16 protein-coding genes are annotated in these 15463 nt (G+C 39.4%); 14 read left to right on the top strand and 2 right to left on the bottom strand.

Annotated elements, in window-relative coordinates:
- Positions 1-8: 8 nt before the first annotated feature.
- The 10 genes from G563_RS0128885 to G563_RS0128930 all read left to right on the top strand — a co-directional run bounded on the left by G563_RS0128885 (position 9) and on the right by G563_RS0128930 (position 6405).
- Positions 9-770 (top strand): cytochrome c oxidase subunit 3, encoded by a 762-nt coding sequence (locus tag G563_RS0128885; protein ID WP_028668398.1) that lies wholly within the window; start codon positions 9-11, stop codon positions 768-770.
- Between the two features lie 66 nt (positions 771-836).
- Positions 837-1157, top strand: coding sequence for a cytochrome C oxidase subunit IV family protein (locus tag G563_RS0128890; RefSeq protein WP_028668399.1), 321 nt, complete (start codon positions 837-839; stop codon positions 1155-1157).
- Positions 1158-1162: 5 nt separating this feature from the next.
- Positions 1163-1681, top strand: a complete 519-nt coding sequence (locus G563_RS0128895) for a hypothetical protein (RefSeq protein ID WP_028668400.1) — start codon at positions 1163-1165, stop codon at positions 1679-1681.
- Position 1682: 1 nt separating this feature from the next.
- Positions 1683-2225: a DUF420 domain-containing protein gene (locus G563_RS0128900; protein ID WP_028668401.1), complete on the top strand. Its 543-nt coding sequence runs from the start codon at positions 1683-1685 to the stop codon at positions 2223-2225.
- Positions 2226-2231: 6 nt separating this feature from the next.
- On the top strand, positions 2232-2510 hold the full coding sequence (locus tag G563_RS0128905; protein WP_028668402.1) for a CAMCR motif-containing small membrane protein: 279 nt from the start codon (positions 2232-2234) through the stop codon (positions 2508-2510).
- A gap of 152 nt (positions 2511-2662) precedes the next feature.
- The gene (gene prmC, locus G563_RS0128910) at positions 2663-3526 is read left to right on the top strand and encodes a peptide chain release factor N(5)-glutamine methyltransferase (protein WP_028668403.1); all 864 of its coding nucleotides are present in this window, start codon (positions 2663-2665) and stop codon (positions 3524-3526) included.
- Positions 3527-3661: 135 nt separating this feature from the next.
- Positions 3662-4276 carry a hypothetical protein gene (locus G563_RS0128915; RefSeq protein WP_211235322.1) on the top strand — a complete coding sequence of 205 codons (615 nt, stop codon included), beginning with the start codon at positions 3662-3664 and terminating at the stop codon, positions 4274-4276.
- A complete protein-coding gene (gene yidD / locus G563_RS37335) occupies positions 4273-4731 on the top strand; it encodes a membrane protein insertion efficiency factor YidD (RefSeq protein ID WP_051211268.1) in 459 nt (152 codons plus the stop codon). The genes G563_RS0128915 and yidD overlap by 4 nt, the downstream gene beginning before the upstream one ends.
- A complete protein-coding gene (locus G563_RS37340) occupies positions 4728-5579 on the top strand; it encodes a hypothetical protein (RefSeq protein WP_051211269.1) in 852 nt (283 codons plus the stop codon). The genes yidD and G563_RS37340 overlap by 4 nt, the downstream gene beginning before the upstream one ends.
- A 25-nt stretch (positions 5580-5604) precedes the next feature.
- A complete protein-coding gene (locus G563_RS0128930; RefSeq protein WP_028668405.1) occupies positions 5605-6405 on the top strand; it encodes a hypothetical protein in 801 nt (266 codons plus the stop codon).
- Between the two features lie 37 nt (positions 6406-6442).
- Here the strand turns inward: G563_RS0128930 and G563_RS0128935 are convergent, their stop codons facing one another.
- Positions 6443-6886 (bottom strand): TM2 domain-containing protein, encoded by a 444-nt coding sequence (locus tag G563_RS0128935; protein ID WP_028668406.1) that lies wholly within the window; start codon positions 6884-6886, stop codon positions 6443-6445.
- Positions 6887-6966: 80 nt separating this feature from the next.
- Entirely contained in the window at positions 6967-7491 is a 525-nt protein-coding gene (locus G563_RS0128940) for a hypothetical protein (RefSeq protein WP_028668407.1), read from the bottom strand.
- A gap of 284 nt (positions 7492-7775) precedes the next feature.
- Between G563_RS0128940 and cmk the strand changes: the two genes are divergently transcribed.
- The 4 genes from cmk to G563_RS0128960 all read left to right on the top strand — a co-directional run.
- Entirely contained in the window at positions 7776-8483 is a 708-nt protein-coding gene (gene cmk / locus G563_RS0128945) for a (d)CMP kinase (RefSeq protein WP_028668408.1), read from the top strand.
- The gene (locus G563_RS0128950; protein ID WP_028668409.1) at positions 8480-9550 is read left to right on the top strand and encodes an NAD(P)/FAD-dependent oxidoreductase; all 1071 of its coding nucleotides are present in this window, start codon (positions 8480-8482) and stop codon (positions 9548-9550) included. The genes cmk and G563_RS0128950 overlap by 4 nt, the downstream gene beginning before the upstream one ends.
- 73 nt (positions 9551-9623) lie before the next feature.
- Complete coding sequence (locus G563_RS0128955; RefSeq protein WP_028668410.1) at positions 9624-12839, top strand: hypothetical protein; 3216 nt, start codon at positions 9624-9626, stop codon at positions 12837-12839.
- Positions 12840-13332: 493 nt separating this feature from the next.
- A partial coding sequence (locus tag G563_RS0128960) for an SdrD B-like domain-containing protein (protein WP_169579820.1) occupies positions 13333-15463 on the top strand: 2131 nt, incomplete at its 3' end.

Genomic DNA, 15463 nt, shown 5'->3' on the forward strand with positions numbered 1-15463 from the left:
GAATAACGATGGCTGCTACTGCACAACCAAATGTAAAAAATGTATGGCTGGGTGGGGTTGAACCCATGAAAGCTAGCTACGGTAAGTTGATGATGTGGTTCTTTTTGATTTCCGACACTTTCACCTTCTCGGCTTTGCTAGTTGCTTATGGATTAGTTCGTTTTAGTTCTCCCGCTTATGTTGGACAAGTGGCAGATTTTGTCGCTTCACCAGCTTACTGGCCTATTCCTGAAAAGGTATTTGATGCTATTCCATTTTTTCATGGGTTGCATGCTCCCCTAGTTTTTGTAGGTATTATGACATTTATTTTGATTTTTAGTTCGGTTACGATGGTTTTAGCTGTTGAGGCTGGTCACCGCATGGATCGTGCTGCTGTCGAAAAATATATGTTGTGGACTATCTTAGGGGGTGCCACGTTTTTGGGCTGCCAAGCTTGGGAATGGACTCACTTTATCGTAGGTACAGATTCGGGAACTGTAGTCAAAGAATTGGTAGATGGAGACTGGGTTACGCATACGGTCTTTGGTGCTAACTTAACCCAAAACCAATATGGCCCGCCAGCTTTCGCTGATTTCTTCTTTTTTATTACAGGGTTTCATGGTACACACGTATTATCTGGCGTAATTTTGAATTTCTTAGTGTTTTATCGTACTGCTACTGGACTTTATGAGAAACGTGGCCACTATGAAATGGTAGAAAAAATTGGACTATACTGGCACTTTGTAGATTTGGTATGGGTATTTGTATTTACATTCTTCTATCTTGTATAATTCAAATCACTCAATACATCATTTTTCCTTTTTACTGTTGTTGTTAACTTAAAAAAATTAATATAAATGGCACACGTACACGAGCACGAACATGATGAAAACGCTGGTGCAGAGCAACGTAAAGCAATTTGGCGGACATTCTGGATTCTTCTGGCTATTACTGCTTTAGAGTTCTTGATTGCATTTACATTAGAAGCGGGAATACTTAAGACAGCGATATTTGTGGGGATGACTATTGTAAAGGCTTTCTACATAGTAGGGGAGTTTATGCACTTAAAGCATGAAGTCAAATCATTGATTTGGTCCCTTTTAATCCCTTGTATTTTTGTAGTTTGGTTACTTATTGCGCTAATGCGTGAAGGAGGTTCGATTTTTGACTTGAGATAAGTATTATGCAGAAATATTTAAAAGCCGGCTTACTAACCATTGTGTTGGTATTGCCGGCTTTGGTTCTTTTATTTTTACACCTTTTTGCCGAAAATCATTTCAAGCTGCCCTATTTAGTTCCTCTCAAAGACACGACAGGGGCGATTCAAATGATGGGTGGAGATACCGTTTTTTATAAGGTTCCAGGGGTAGTACAATCCAAAATCAACGTGGTGGGGTTCTGGAAAGATGAAGAAGCGAGTCATTTGGCAGGACAGTTTTCAAGAGTCCAAAAATTGGCTTCTGAGGAGATTGTATTTCAGAGAGTTAGAAGCGAAGAGGATGAATTTGTAAACGTCTATAAACTCACACCTCTAAAAAAGTATCAATCTTCAGAAACCATTCCGTATACTCAACAGTTTGTCTTAATAGACAAAAAAGGCCATATAAGGGGTTTTTATGACGGTAGCGACCCAGTTGAAGTGGATCGTTTAATAGCAGAGTTGAAGATATTGCTGGATATTTATAAAAAGGAAAAAACGTAGAATGGCTACACTTTCTCTTCCTAATGATAAAAAATACAACCGCATCATTAATATTATTGCGGTGGCGATTCCGGTGGTGGTGGCTATATTGCTCAATCCACGGATTCCAAAAGTTGATTTGGGAGAATGGACCCAAATGCTTCCTCATCTTAATGGAGTTATCAACTCGCTTACTACTTTAGCATTACTGGCGGGGTTTTATTTTATTAAACAAAACAACATCGCGATGCACCGTCGTGCTATGACGATAGCTTTTGGATTAGGAGCTATTTTTTTAGTAAGTTATGTATTGTATCACCTATCCAACGATTCTACTCCCTTTGGAGGTGAAGGCATTATTAGACCCATTTACTATTTTTTGCTTATCTCTCATATTACACTTTCTATAGGGGTTGTTTGGTTTGTATTAAGAGCCATATATTTTGCATTGAGCAATCAAATAGATTTACATCGTAAAGTAGTGAAATGGGCATTCCCGATATGGCTTTATGTAAGCATTACAGGTGTTGTTGTTTATTTAATGATTAGGCCTTATTATCAATAATTTACCATGAAAAGACTTAAATTTTTGTTTATCGCCTTCATACTATTGGTTTTAAATGTAAGTACTACCTTAGCACAATGTGCTATGTGCAAAGGCGCAGTAGAAACCAATATGAGTACTGGACGTAATGTGATCGGAAACGGAATCAACGCTGGCATTGCGTATCTTTTTGTATTTCCGTACTTGACAGTAGGGGTAATTGCTTTTTTGTGGTACAGAAGTAGCAAAAAAGAACTAGCTAAAAAACTTGCGATTCAGGCGAGGGTCAAAGAGGCTTTACGTTAAAGCAAGGCCTCTAGTGGCGTATTTAGCATTCTTTAAGTCAATCACGATCTACATCCGTTTAAGACTTTAGGTGCTTGTTTTTTATAATTAATTAATCAACGGACAATCGCCGCTGCGACCCGTAACTAACTGTGTGTAAGCACGCAAGAGTGATGTTTAATTCTGCCAAACCTCTTTTCGACTATATTGTTAAGAATGTAACAGCCTATTCTTCAAAAGAGACTAAAGCTATTGCTTTTATGTTGTTGGAGCATTATTTACGCCTAAGAAACGTGGATGTATTGGTAGATAAGCCTATTGCTTCTACTGAATCACAGCCCGATTGGGAGCAAATTGTAGCGCGCCTCAACCAAAGCGAGCCTATCCAGCATATCATAGGTTCGGCTTTTTTCTGTGGTTTAGAATTTAAAGTATCTCCTTCTGTTTTGATTCCACGCCCAGAAACCGAAGAATTGGTTCGTTTAATCGTGAAAGATTGTTTTTGGGACGAAAACCCTGTCAAAATTGTTGATATTGGTACTGGAAGTGGTTGTATTGCGATTGCATTGGATAGGTTTATGTCTTTTGCAAAAGTACGGGGGTGGGATGTATCCGATGATGCCCTTGTGATAGCCCAAGAAAATGCTCATCGCTTGTTGTCGGAAGTAATTTTTGAAAAATACGATATTTTACAGCAAGATACTTTTGAAGGGCAGTTTGACTGTGTTGTGAGCAATCCACCTTATGTTACTTATTCTGAACAAACTAGTATGCAGCCCAATGTACTTCGATTTGAACCGCATTTGGCATTGTTTGTAGAAGATCAAGACCCATTGTTGTTTTACAGAGCCATAGCCGATTTTTGCCTCAAACATCTCAAACTGACAGGGGCTTGCTACGTCGAAATCAATGAGCAGTTTGGTGATACCACCAAAAATCTTTTTTTACAGAAAGGTTTTAAAAAGGTTGAAATTATACAAGATATGCATGGTAAAGATAGAATCCTAAAAGCCAAGTTGTCGGAAGAAGGCTTATAAGCGATTCAAATTTTGCGTAGTCAGGAAGCTAGTTTTTATGAAGATGTGGAGGATACAATGTTACGAAAAATTGTCTTATTAGTGTTATTTCCTTTTTTTTGTTACGCTCAAAATGTAAGAAAAGTAAGCGCAACAATGACAATGAGAACGGCTCACAAGGGAAAAACAACTAATACCCGGGCGGAGCTTTGTTACGCTACTTCGGGCCGAATGGTAACCAAATTTCCCAAACCAGCCGAGTTGTATGTAATCAACAATTTGAACGGTGAAATGCGTGTTTATGACCCTTCAAAAAACACGGTTTTGCAACAACAAAACCCTACAAATAGTACCGAAACTACCCAGTTTTTCTATTTTTTACACAATCGTAAAGCAGACTTGGGGCTTTCGAGCATGGGATTTAGTTTAGGACAAACAAAATTTGAAAATGGCGTTATGATTACTACTTGGAAATCACCAGCGCCTGTAGCTAAAAATATAAAAAGAGTAGAACTTGTTCATAAAGGTCAAAATCCAATTTTTATGAAATATGTAGACCCTAACGAACGGACCATTAAAAAAGTCTACTATTACAACTATACCAAGCTGGGAGTAGTTGATTTTCCAACTACCATTACTCAAATAGACTATCTGACCGCGAGTGATTCTATCGTTACAAAAACGGCTTATGGAGCCCTAAAAGTAAATGACGAAGTAGAATCTAATTTGTTAGATTTTAATATTCCTGCCAACGCCAAAGTGATTAAATGAACATAAGAGTGGTATTCTTTAAAAAAATATTGCTACTACTATTGTTAGTATTTGGGTCGAATCTTTACGCTCAAACTTCAGATTTAGAACTTCTAGCGGAGTCAGGTTCTGCTCCTGTGGTGAAGTTTGGACAAGTTCAAAAACCTAAGTCTAAACCTTTTATAAGATTTAATCCTTTGTATTGGCTACTCAATGGCGCTTTGACTGGTTATCAAAAAATCATTTCCCCCCAGCTTTCGGCTGACTGCTTATATGAATTGTCGTGCTCTCGATTTAGTAGAGTTGCTATTCAAGAATTTGGCATTTTTAAGGGAATTGCGCTAAGTGCTGATCGGATTTCGAGATGTAATAGGGTAGCGGCCACAAGTATAGAATTGATAAGAATTTCGCCTCAAACTGGACGCGTAATAGATACACCTCAGATGTATCGTGTCAATAGCCATAACCTAAAATGATACATATCCCTCCCTTTAAGTGGGTATGTTTTAATTACCTATGCTTCTTTATTTTTTGTTCAAACACATTATTTGGACAACAGTCAGACTCGCTTTTTGTTGAATATTTATTCGAGAAGAAGTATTATGCCGATATCATTAGATGGACGGAGCAAAAAGGGCAGGCATTTTCTTACTATAGAGGGCTCGCTTTTTATAATCAACAGCAAATCGACTCAGCTATTTACAATTTTGACAAGCTTCCGGTGGGGCATCCGTCCTTTATAAAATCACGTTTTTTGGTGGGGTTTGGACAAGCATTCCTTAAAAAATACGAGATGTCTTACCAAACTTTTACGCAAAGTAAAGTAGAAGATACCCTCCAAAGCGCACTTAAAAATTTTGAATTAGCGGGATTGGCATTACTTCAAAGGGACACCTCTGCTTTTGCATCATATCAAAAAAACTTTAGGGGCAACTTTTTTGCTTTTAGCCAAGAAGAAGAAAAGTTGAAAGAAATTGGTGTTTTGATTCGGAAACATAAAAAAAAGTCTCCTTTGCTTGCGGGGGCGATGTCGGTCGTAGTCCCGGGGAGTGGCAAGATATATGCTGGAAAAACGGGACAAGGAATAATTACTTTTATTCAAAATTTGGCTTTGGGGCTACAAGCATATGAAGCGTATCGCCGTGATGGGTGGAAGAGCCCAAGATTTATAATCTATGGAGGGCTTTTTACCTTTTTTTATGTAGGAAATATTTGGGGGAGTACCCTCAGTGTGCATATTCGTCAGCAGGAGTTTAATGATAAAATGAATGGACAAATTTTGCTTAATATGCAAACTCCTTTGCGGGTTGTGTTTGGTCAGTAGTAAGTTGTGTGGGCAATCTTTGCTGATGGCAGATAGCCTATTAAGACAAAATAACTATGCTTTGGCAGCGGTATATTATGAAAAAGCGCTTTTTGAACAAAGTACTCAGCCTATAGTATCTGTAGAAAGGTATCGGCTACTTCAAAATAATTTGTTGCATAAAAAAATTCAATGCCAAAAATCCCTACGGGTATTTGAAGAGGCATGGGAAGCTGCACAGAGATTTGATTTAAACGAACCTAATGATACACTCATGTTTAAGTATCGTTATGAAACTACCCTATGCGGGTATCTGAGCGGGCACTACGAAGAAGCGTACGGGCAGCTTCAACAAACGCGCTATTATGTTCAGGATACTACTTTGACAGAAGGATTAAAAATTATTGAGATTATGCTGTTGAATGAGCTAGGGCGTTGGGACGAGTCAAAGGCAGCATTTCAAAAATACGCGGCTCAGAATCAATTATTTTTAGATATTGACAACTTATACCGTGAAGTAAAGAAAAAGCCTAAAAGTGCCGATAAAGCACAGTTGTTATCTTTTATTTTTCCAGGTCTTGGACAAGTATACGCTGGCTATCCCGCCAAGGGGATTGTATCGATGGGGCTACAGGCTTTTGCTCTTAGTTTTGGCGTGTACCATGTATGGCATCGTTATTATTTTATTGGCTTTTTTACGGGAGCGGGCTTGTTTCAGTCTTTTTATTTTGGAGGTGCTAGAAGGGCAGGTATTATGGCTGAAGAAACAAATCGGAAGAGAAAAGCTAGTCACAATCAAAAAATGAGGAGTCTATTGGTAGACACCGAAAACAAAAAGCGGAAGTAGCTCAGCTACTTCCGCTTTTTGTTAAAAAAAGTAGAAACTAGTTAGTCCACATAAAGAACTTCTTATTGTCTACATAACTATCAAATTTCTTTTCATCAATTACTTCAAGCAATAGCACAATCCAGTCGATAAGGGCTACGATTCCGAGACCACCGCAAGTTAGAATATAACCTACAATAACGCCACCCGCAGTACCAAGATACGCGCGGTGAATTCCTAAGAATCCAACAACCCAAGCTAGGATGAAAGCAACCGCTGGATTTTTGTCAGCCATTATTTTAGTTGTTTCTTTTCCTTCGCCACCCATTAAGCTTTCAAGGGCAGTAGCTGCATGAGCCTCATTGGTGATGTCCAATTGATCCCCTGAGTTAAGAGTTTGTTCGATTGCTTGTTCGTCAACAAAATACTCAGCTGTAGTAGCATAGCTTTTTCCTACGAGCAAAAGTGCAAAGCAAAATACAAGAGCAAATAGTTTTTTCATAATTATACTTGAAGGATTTATTTTAATGAGCTTCAAAAATAAACTTTACAAATTAAGAAGCCAACGAAAAGAGCTTTTTTTTAAAACTTAAATGAAACCCCTGCTTGTAAAGTCCCAAAGCCTGAACCTAGTTCAGCAAATACACCTAAATTAGGTTTGAAATAATATCTAGCCCCAATATGACCAAGGAAAAGAATACCACTACCCCAAGAATCATTGTAACCTCCAAGGCCACTATAACTCCAACTAATATTTCTGTAACCTAGTCCTAGCCCTGCATATACATCAATTTTATCATCATCAAGTTTAAGAAGCTCATTGAAGTGATAAGAGCCTCTAGCTCCGAAGGTAAGTACGGACCATCTGCCAGCACCTAAATAGTTGCTTCTTCCAGAATATCCACCTAATACGCCCACACTAATAGCGTCATGGATACCATACTCAAATGACCCACCAAGACCGATACCACCAGCACCATAAGTACCAAGTCCAATCCCTAGGTTTAAAAGTTTATCGCCTTTTTGATAAGACTGTGCTTGAGCTGTAATTTGAAGACATACCATTGCGGTCAAAGCCAGCAACGAACTAAGAAGTATTTTTTTCATGGTAAACTTGTGATTTTAGTAAAACGCTTCAAAGAAAATATAAAAATATGTGTATTGGGATACTCGCACCCTAAAATTTATTATTCGGTATGCAGAGTTCGGCTTACTTGGTAAAGCTAGAAATGTGTACTTGAAATAACAAATCTTTATCAAATTTTAATCTTTTGGGATATGAAGGGCTCGGCGTGATTAGCATCGCTCAATCTTTACAACAAGTTCGAAAGAGGGTGGCAAGGCATCCTAATTATCTTTCTATATTTGCATTTGAACTTTTTGATGAATACATGCCAAAGATAATTGTTGCTGTAGACGGCTATTCTAGCTGTGGCAAAAGCACTACTGCCAAAGGCGTAGCAGCTTACCTTGGATATGCCTATATTGATACTGGTGCGATGTACCGCGCTGTGACGCTGTATTTTTATACGCATCATGTGGCTCTCACTAATCCCAAAGAAGTGAGTAGGGCTTTAGAAAATATAAAAATAGATTTTAAAAGAAACCAAGAAACAGGCCGCAACGAGACTTATCTCAATGGCTTGAATGTAGAAGACGAAATTCGAAAATTATACATTGCCAATTGGGTGAGTGAAGTGAGTGCCGTATCGGAGGTACGTAAAGCGATGGTCGCACAACAGCAGCGCATGGCACGCAATAGGGGAGTGGTAATGGATGGAAGAGACATCGGGACTGTCGTATTCCCAGATGCGGAGCTAAAGGTCTTTATGACTGCCGAACCGGAGATTAGAGCGCAGCGCCGTCAGATTGAGTTGCTACAAAAAGGAGAAATGCTTGACTTAGATGATATCTTGGCAAATATCCGTAAACGTGACTTAATTGATACTACTAGAGCAGATAGCCCCTTGAAACAAGCCGAAAATGCCGTACTTGTAGATACCTCCTTTATGACGCTTGATGAGCAAATAGACTTGGTGACGCGTTTGGCTGACGAAAAGATTAGTGAGTCAATCAGAAAGAACAATACAGCACTATGAAGGCGGAGTATTTGATTGTGGGACAAGGCTTGGCAGGCTCTGTAATTGCTTGGACGCTCGACCAGCGCGGGCATCGTGTATTGATTTTAAATGATTCTTCTTTGCCGTCTGCCTCCAAAGCTTCGGCGGGGATTTTCAATCCTTTGACAGGCAAAAAACTAAATCGTACTTGGAAGGCTGATGAGCTTTTTCCTTTTGCGCGGCAATTTTACGGAGACTTGCAGCAAAAACTCGGAGGAGAGCTTTTACATTTTTGTGACATCTATCGACCTTTCAGATCTATTGAAGAGCAAAACGCATATTTGTCCCAAACTGCTGCTCCTTCCCTTGCTAAATATGTGCGAGAAGAGGCAGAAGATGAAAAATACCGAGATTTTATCGAAAATCCTTACGGTGGACTCCAAATCACTCAGTCTGGCTGGGTAGATTGTGTAAAGGTACTCGAAAAAATCAAAGAGTATTTTATTGAAAAAGGACAATATATAGAAGGACATGTCAACTACGAAAGCATTGATTTGGAGACTGAAAAAGCCAAGTATGAAAATGTAGAGGTAGAAAAAATAATATTTTGTGAAGGGTATGAAGCACGTCAGAATCCTTTTTTTAAGTGGCTTCCGTTCAACCCTGTAAAAGGTCAAAATCTCATTGCGTTGATAGAAGGCTATCCTATCGCTGAAATCATCAATCAGGGCACGTTTGTGTTACCGTTGGATGGTAAAGGAAAATGCAGAATTGGAGCTACCTACACGTGGCATGACATCGATTGGCAAACAACTCAGGACGCAAAAGAGTTTTTAGAAGAAAAGGTAAAAACATATTTGAAACCTACTTATCAGATTCTAGAGCAGCAAGTGGGAATTAGGCCTTCTACCAAAGATAGACGTCCTTTGGTTGGCCTCCATCCAGAATATCCTCAACTTGCGATATTTAATGGATTAGGTACTAAAGGAGTCACGCTAGCCCCTTACTTTGCAGAGCAATTTGCAAAATTTTTAGAATCTGTAGAAGAATTAGACCCTGAGGTGAATATTGAGCGAGTTTTTTCGTTATATTTTCGTTCTGAATAAATAAAAAGCGGTAAATAAACACAGAAACATTTAATACCTAACTCTCGCGCTTTTTGCTGCTAACATATATCATATGAAAAGGTGTTTTATATACAAATTTTGGTTGATGGGGGTGGTAGTTATGTTGTCCCAATCGGTAGGGGCGCAAAATTATCCTTCACAAGAGCAGTTTGGTAAAAACAGGGTTCAATACCAACGTTTTGAATGGAAGATTTTAAAAACTAATAATTTTGAAATATATCACTACGGCAATGGTACTCCTCTAGCCACCTTGGCAGCTCAGTATGCAGAGTCTGAATTTGACCGTATTACGGAGGCACTAGGATATACGCCTTACAACCGTATCAAAATATTCCTTTACAATTCGCCGCAGGAGCTTCTACAAAGTAATGTAGGAATGGCTAATAGCACAGACCTCAATGAAACAGAGCTCAATTTGGCTAAATCCCGCCTCGAAATCGCGTTTTCGGGAGATCAAATAAGTTTTCGTAAGCAGCTTATTCGTGAGATTGCGCGGTTGTTTGTCTACGATATGCTGTATGGTGGGAGCCTGAAAGATGCCTTACAGAGTACCTTACTTTTATCGTTGCCAGATTGGTTTATGTCAGGTATTGCGGCGTATATTTCCGAAGGCTGGAGTCCTGAATTAGACGATTATATGCGAGATGCCATCGTGAATCGTCAGATGAAAAAACCTTCTCTCCTGAATGGCCCTGAGGCTACGCTGATAGGTCAGTCTATTTGGAATTATATTGCCGAACGCTACGGAAAAGATAATATTTCTAATATCCTGAATCTTACTCGTATCATTCGTACTGAGCAAACGAGCGTTGCTAGTACTTTGGGTATATCATTTTCTCGATTTTTAAAAGAATGGAGAGAGTTTTATACCAATATGGCTACTACTACCAATGCCAACTATAAGGCTCCTAGCGGAGATTGGCAGCAGGAGTTGAACTACTCATTAGGAAATCTTCCCAACAATGCTCGCATAAGCCTTGATAATCAATATGTGGCGGTTACTAATAAAAAAGATGGAAGGTATAATGTAGAGGTTATCAATACCGAAAAACGTTCGACGATTACGATTCTCAAAGGTAAGTTTTCTTTAGAAAAACGTACTTTCTTGACGCGTGCGCCATTAGTCGCTTGGGGACGCAACAACGCCCTCGCTATCATATCCGAAGAAAATGGACGGGTTTTTGTGGAGATTTTTGATATTTTAGAGAAAGGAAAATACAAATTACGCCTAACAAGAGAGATTAGGGGGATAAATCAAATTGTCGATTTTGATATTTCGAGTGATGGCTCCATGCTTGCCTTAAGTGCTGATAGCAAAGGACAAAACGATTTGTTTTTGTTTAACATAGGTCGGTCTTCCTTATTACAACTTACCAATGACCTATATGATGACCGTCATCCGCATTTTGTGGGATATTCTTCTACTAAGGTTTTATTTTGTTCCAACCGTCTCAAAGATTCTTTGAGTGTGGCAGACAAAGGCTCTTATAAAACGGTCAGAGAAAAAAATACACTTTTTATTCATGATGGTAATCCCAGAGCACAGACCGTCAGGAGAATAGCCGATTCGTTGGGAGTGATTTCTAATCCACGTACAGTTGACGAAAACACTTTTTATTTTCTGTCAGATTATAAAGGTGTCAGCAATCTATACAAATATGAGCTAGATGTGAAGAAGCTTACTCCTATGACTGCCATGAGCCAGGGTATTTTGGACTATGACTATTTGGTGTCGTCGGGGGCTTTTGTGAGTATCAATTGGTACAAAGACAAAGAGATGTTGACTTATCAACGGAAACTATCGCCAGTGACAGCCGAACACATTCCTACTCCACGTGTACAGAGCATGTCAGGGATGTCGGTATACAAAACCGAACAACGAAACAATCCCGTAGCTGATGCAAATATCATCGCTCAAATGGCAAATCCGCGTAAAATGCAGCTAGATTCTGGAGAGATTGATACCGACAATTATGAGTTTGACCCCGATGTACTGAAAACTTTTGAATATCGTCAAAGAAGGGGTACCTCGGTACCAAGTATGGCAAACTTACCTATTCGTAATCGGAAGCGGGACAATATTACGATCAAAGGCCCTATTAATTATAAAAGCTTATTTATTAGCAATGATGCTACCTCTGATTGGCGAATTGACCCTATCCGCGGATTTGGATTTGCCCAATCTCTGACGATGAATGATTTGCTAGAAAACCATATCATCAAGGCTGGCTTTTTTTTAGGGCTTCTTAATTTTCGTACCAACAACCTTTGGGCTGAATATAACAATTTGGCCCATAGGATTGATTTTGGGGTAAGAGTAGATCGCCAAAGTTTGTATGTACAACCCCCTGCTAGTCAAAAATATAGATACAATAGGGTAGCCTTTACGGCCTCTTATCCGTTCAACAACAACGCGCGGGTTTCCTTGAGTCCATTCTTTGCCGAATCAAGGCTGTTGTACGTAGGAAATGTCAATATCTCAACAGGTGATGCAGCTTCGACTTATCTAGGCGCACGGGCAGAATTTGTATATGATAACTCTCGCATCAACGGGATGAATATGATGGAGGGTACTCGTTTCAAGGTGAGATATGATGTATTTGGGGGGATTAGCAATACAAAAGGATTTAATCGTTTAGCCATTGATTTTAGACATTATCAAAAAATACACCGCGACTTGATTTTTGCAACACGTATTTCGTTTGCCCAATCGGGCGGTAAAGCACCCAAGCAGAGTGTTTTGGGAGGAATGGAAAACTGGACTGGCAACAATCAAGAAGGTAGGGTAGTGAATCCTCTACGTGTGGGAATTAGTCAAAGTACACTTACTCCAATTGATAATCGAGATATTTTCTTCGTAGAACTCGCAACCAATCTTCGAGGTTTTAATTTCAATAAAGTATCAGGAACAAGCCACCTATTGTTTAATGGAGAGCTAAGGATGCCATTGGTGAAGTATTTTTATAGAGGCCCCATTACCTCTAATTTTTTACGAAATTTCCAGTTGGTAGGTTTTACTGATGTAGGTACTGCATGGACTGGCAAATGGCCTTTCAACCGTCAAAACAGTTTGAATACCGAACCGATTAACTTAGATTTCTTTAGTGCGATTGTGACCAATTTTAGAAATCCCTTCTTAGTAGGCTATGGGGTAGGTGCACGTACTATGTTGTTTGGTTTTTATGTGAAGTTTGATTATGGATGGGGACTAGATAATGGAGAAGTTAATAAGCCGATTCCGTATCTAACTTTGGGATATGATTTTTAAATAGTATATAATTTTGATCTAAAAAAGCCGAGCTCTTATGCTCGGCTTTTTTTATGTCTTTTATAAATCTTTATTCCTACTCTTAAAATAGTTTTAAACGACATACCGTGTCCCCAAAAAGCGCTTTAGGTACCCCAAAAGGCTCTTTTCTAGGGTAAATTAAGGGAGTGCTTGGCACGGTTTTGGCTAACTCCCCCTCACTCTTTCTTTGCTAATAAAATAGGTAAATCACCAATAATGCCCCTATTTACTTCTATAAAAGATGAGCTAGTTGTTTGTGTGTAACGTTCTGTTTTATAGTGTATTAACTCTTTTGTTGGAAAGTCTGTCGGACTAGCGATAGACTTTGGCATAATTTTAGATACTTCTTGATTGGGTCAAAGCCTTATTTCATGCCAAAGCAGAAGCATCGATTTCTGAATGGAAAATCGCATACAATACCATCGTATGCTTTTTGACAATGAAATATAATCTAAAACAACAAAAGTGGCAGATGAAATCACAATTTATTACCCCTTCTAATAAGACTTTTGGGCATCAGAGATCCAGCCTAACAGCATCCTCAGAAAAGACGTTTTGGGATTTTTTGAGGAATTCAGCGTCGTGCTTACAGTGGATTCTGCTCAATCGAAAACAACCATTTAAGGCTGTACTCATCCGAACATCTTTTGTTGCTGACCTCATAGAAGGAGGACAGAGAGCTTCTTCTGTAACCGTACTGAGTGAAGATTACCATTACAATCTGCCTGGCGCATCACCCCCCACCTGCGATAGCTTAAGCTTCACCCATCAAAGTTTTACTCCAAAATATACCTTTTTTCAACCAATTATGTCGCAGATTATGAATCAATTATCCATCTCACCTCCTCCGGATAAGCAGCGAATGCGAGCTCTGGGGGCACGCTTCGATGACAAATCGAAGCGATGGGTATCGACCTCTCCTCCTTTACCGGATGTGGGGGTAAATTGTCATGAATCAGTGCAACGTACTGATTTACCTTCCTCTGCCCGTTACTTAACCCAATCGTTTAAGGCATTTGCGGGGGTGCTAGTGCTGACTTTGTTTACAGCCTTTTCAGCATTGGGGCAAAAAGTAGTAGATATTAAGTTGTCTAAGTTGGTTGATAATGCTCAACCAACCATCGGACAACAAATCAAGTTTACTATATATGCTAAAAATGAAGGACCACAAAGTGCAGACTCCGTTATTGTTAGAGATGTATTCCCTACTGCTGGTGCCACTTTCGGTACTAGTACAGCGACTGCTGGGACTGTTTATACAGCAGTTGATGGTAAGTGGGTAATTCCTAGCATTGCTGCTGGAGACTCTGTTAAACTAGAATTGACTGGAACAGTAACAGGACGTGGCGTTTATTTTAATATAGCCGAATTAGTAGCTCTGGGTTCGAGCAGTGAAGACTCTGACTCAAATCCAGGAAATGGTGATTTGGGCGAGGATGATATTGCAACGGCTTGTTTTTCGGTACCTTTATTATGGTATCCTGGAGATGAGTACACAGTATCACTATCAGCATTAGGGACTACCTACTCAAATGTAGTCTGGTCTAAGTTAGGGACAAATGGACTAGTACCTATTACAGGTATTCCAAGTGATAGCGCATCTGTTTCCAACGATACCCTTACCATAAAAGGTACAGGGCGTTTTTCGTTTGCAGCACAAGTAAATAATTCTTGTCCGGCTACGGGCTGTTGTGATATTGTGGTTATTCTTGGGCCTCTTGGGTCTATTGGCGATTTCGTATGGAAAGATGTCAATGATAACGGTCGGTTAGATAGCGGCGAACCTGGCGTGAGCGGGGTTTTGGTGAGATTGTTCCAGAAGAACGATTTAGGAAATTTTGTAAAAATTGACTCAACAAATACATCAGGTATAGGTGCATATAAATTTGACGGTTTGTATCCTGGTGAATATCAAGTTCAGTTTGTAGGTACAAACTTACCAATAGGCTGTATTCTCTCTCCTAAACAAAATCAAGCTGGGGTACCAGATAGTTTGGATAGCGATGCTAATCCTACCACAGGCTTTAGTCAAATCGTAACTATTGATCCTGAACAAGGAGGTTTGTTGAAAGATAACCCAACTATTGATGCGGCTGTATTTAGTCCGCTTGGTAGTATTGGAGATTTTGTATGGAAAGATTTAGATAACGATGGTATTCAAGACGGAAACGAGCCGGGGGTTAATAATGTACAAATTATATTGTACCAAAAAAACCAAGGAGGCACTTTTGTACCTATTGATACGACTCTGACTGTTAATAATCCAGTGGGAGGCGCGCCAGGCTATTACCTATTTGACGGATTGTCATTAGGAGAATACCAAGTACAAATCGTTACTAGTAGTTTGCCAGTAGGTTGTGTATTAAGTACTCTTACTGACCAAGGTGGTAATGATGGTTTAGATAATGATTTTAATCCTACTACAGGATTGAGTCAAGTTATTGCTATCAATCCTACGTTGGGAGGTATCAATAAAGACAATCCTACTATCGATGGAGCACTTTACAGTCCATTGGGCAGCATTGGAGATTTTGTATGGAAAGATTTGAATGATAATGGTCAGCAGGATTCAGGTGAGCCAGGAGTTCGGAATGTGCGGGTTA

The organism is Runella zeae DSM 19591, from assembly GCF_000423565.1.
In the GTDB taxonomy this organism is placed as follows: domain Bacteria; phylum Bacteroidota; class Bacteroidia; order Cytophagales; family Spirosomataceae; genus Runella; species Runella zeae.

Bases quoted from the DNA above. Each gene is read 5' to 3' on its own strand.
- G563_RS0128885 (WP_028668398.1), top strand. From the start codon at position 9: ATGGCTGCTACTGCACAACCAAATGTAAAAAATGTATGGCTGGGTGGG.
- G563_RS0128890 (WP_028668399.1), top strand. From the start codon at position 837: ATGGCACACGTACACGAGCACGAACATGATGAAAACGCTGGTGCAGAG.
- G563_RS0128895 (WP_028668400.1), top strand. From the start codon at position 1,163: ATGCAGAAATATTTAAAAGCCGGCTTACTAACCATTGTGTTGGTATTG.
- G563_RS0128900 (WP_028668401.1), top strand. From the start codon at position 1,683: ATGGCTACACTTTCTCTTCCTAATGATAAAAAATACAACCGCATCATT.
- G563_RS0128905 (WP_028668402.1), top strand. From the start codon at position 2,232: ATGAAAAGACTTAAATTTTTGTTTATCGCCTTCATACTATTGGTTTTA.
- prmC (WP_028668403.1), top strand. From the start codon at position 2,663: ATGTTTAATTCTGCCAAACCTCTTTTCGACTATATTGTTAAGAATGTA.
- G563_RS0128915 (WP_211235322.1), top strand. From the start codon at position 3,662: ATGACAATGAGAACGGCTCACAAGGGAAAAACAACTAATACCCGGGCG.
- yidD (WP_051211268.1), top strand. From the start codon at position 4,273: ATGAACATAAGAGTGGTATTCTTTAAAAAAATATTGCTACTACTATTG.
- G563_RS37340 (WP_051211269.1), top strand. From the start codon at position 4,728: ATGATACATATCCCTCCCTTTAAGTGGGTATGTTTTAATTACCTATGC.
- G563_RS0128930 (WP_028668405.1), top strand. From the start codon at position 5,605: ATGGCAGATAGCCTATTAAGACAAAATAACTATGCTTTGGCAGCGGTA.
- G563_RS0128935 (WP_028668406.1), bottom strand. From the start codon at position 6,886: ATGAAAAAACTATTTGCTCTTGTATTTTGCTTTGCACTTTTGCTCGTA.
- G563_RS0128940 (WP_028668407.1), bottom strand. From the start codon at position 7,491: ATGAAAAAAATACTTCTTAGTTCGTTGCTGGCTTTGACCGCAATGGTA.
- cmk (WP_028668408.1), top strand. From the start codon at position 7,776: ATGCCAAAGATAATTGTTGCTGTAGACGGCTATTCTAGCTGTGGCAAA.
- G563_RS0128950 (WP_028668409.1), top strand. From the start codon at position 8,480: ATGAAGGCGGAGTATTTGATTGTGGGACAAGGCTTGGCAGGCTCTGTA.
- G563_RS0128955 (WP_028668410.1), top strand. From the start codon at position 9,624: ATGAAAAGGTGTTTTATATACAAATTTTGGTTGATGGGGGTGGTAGTT.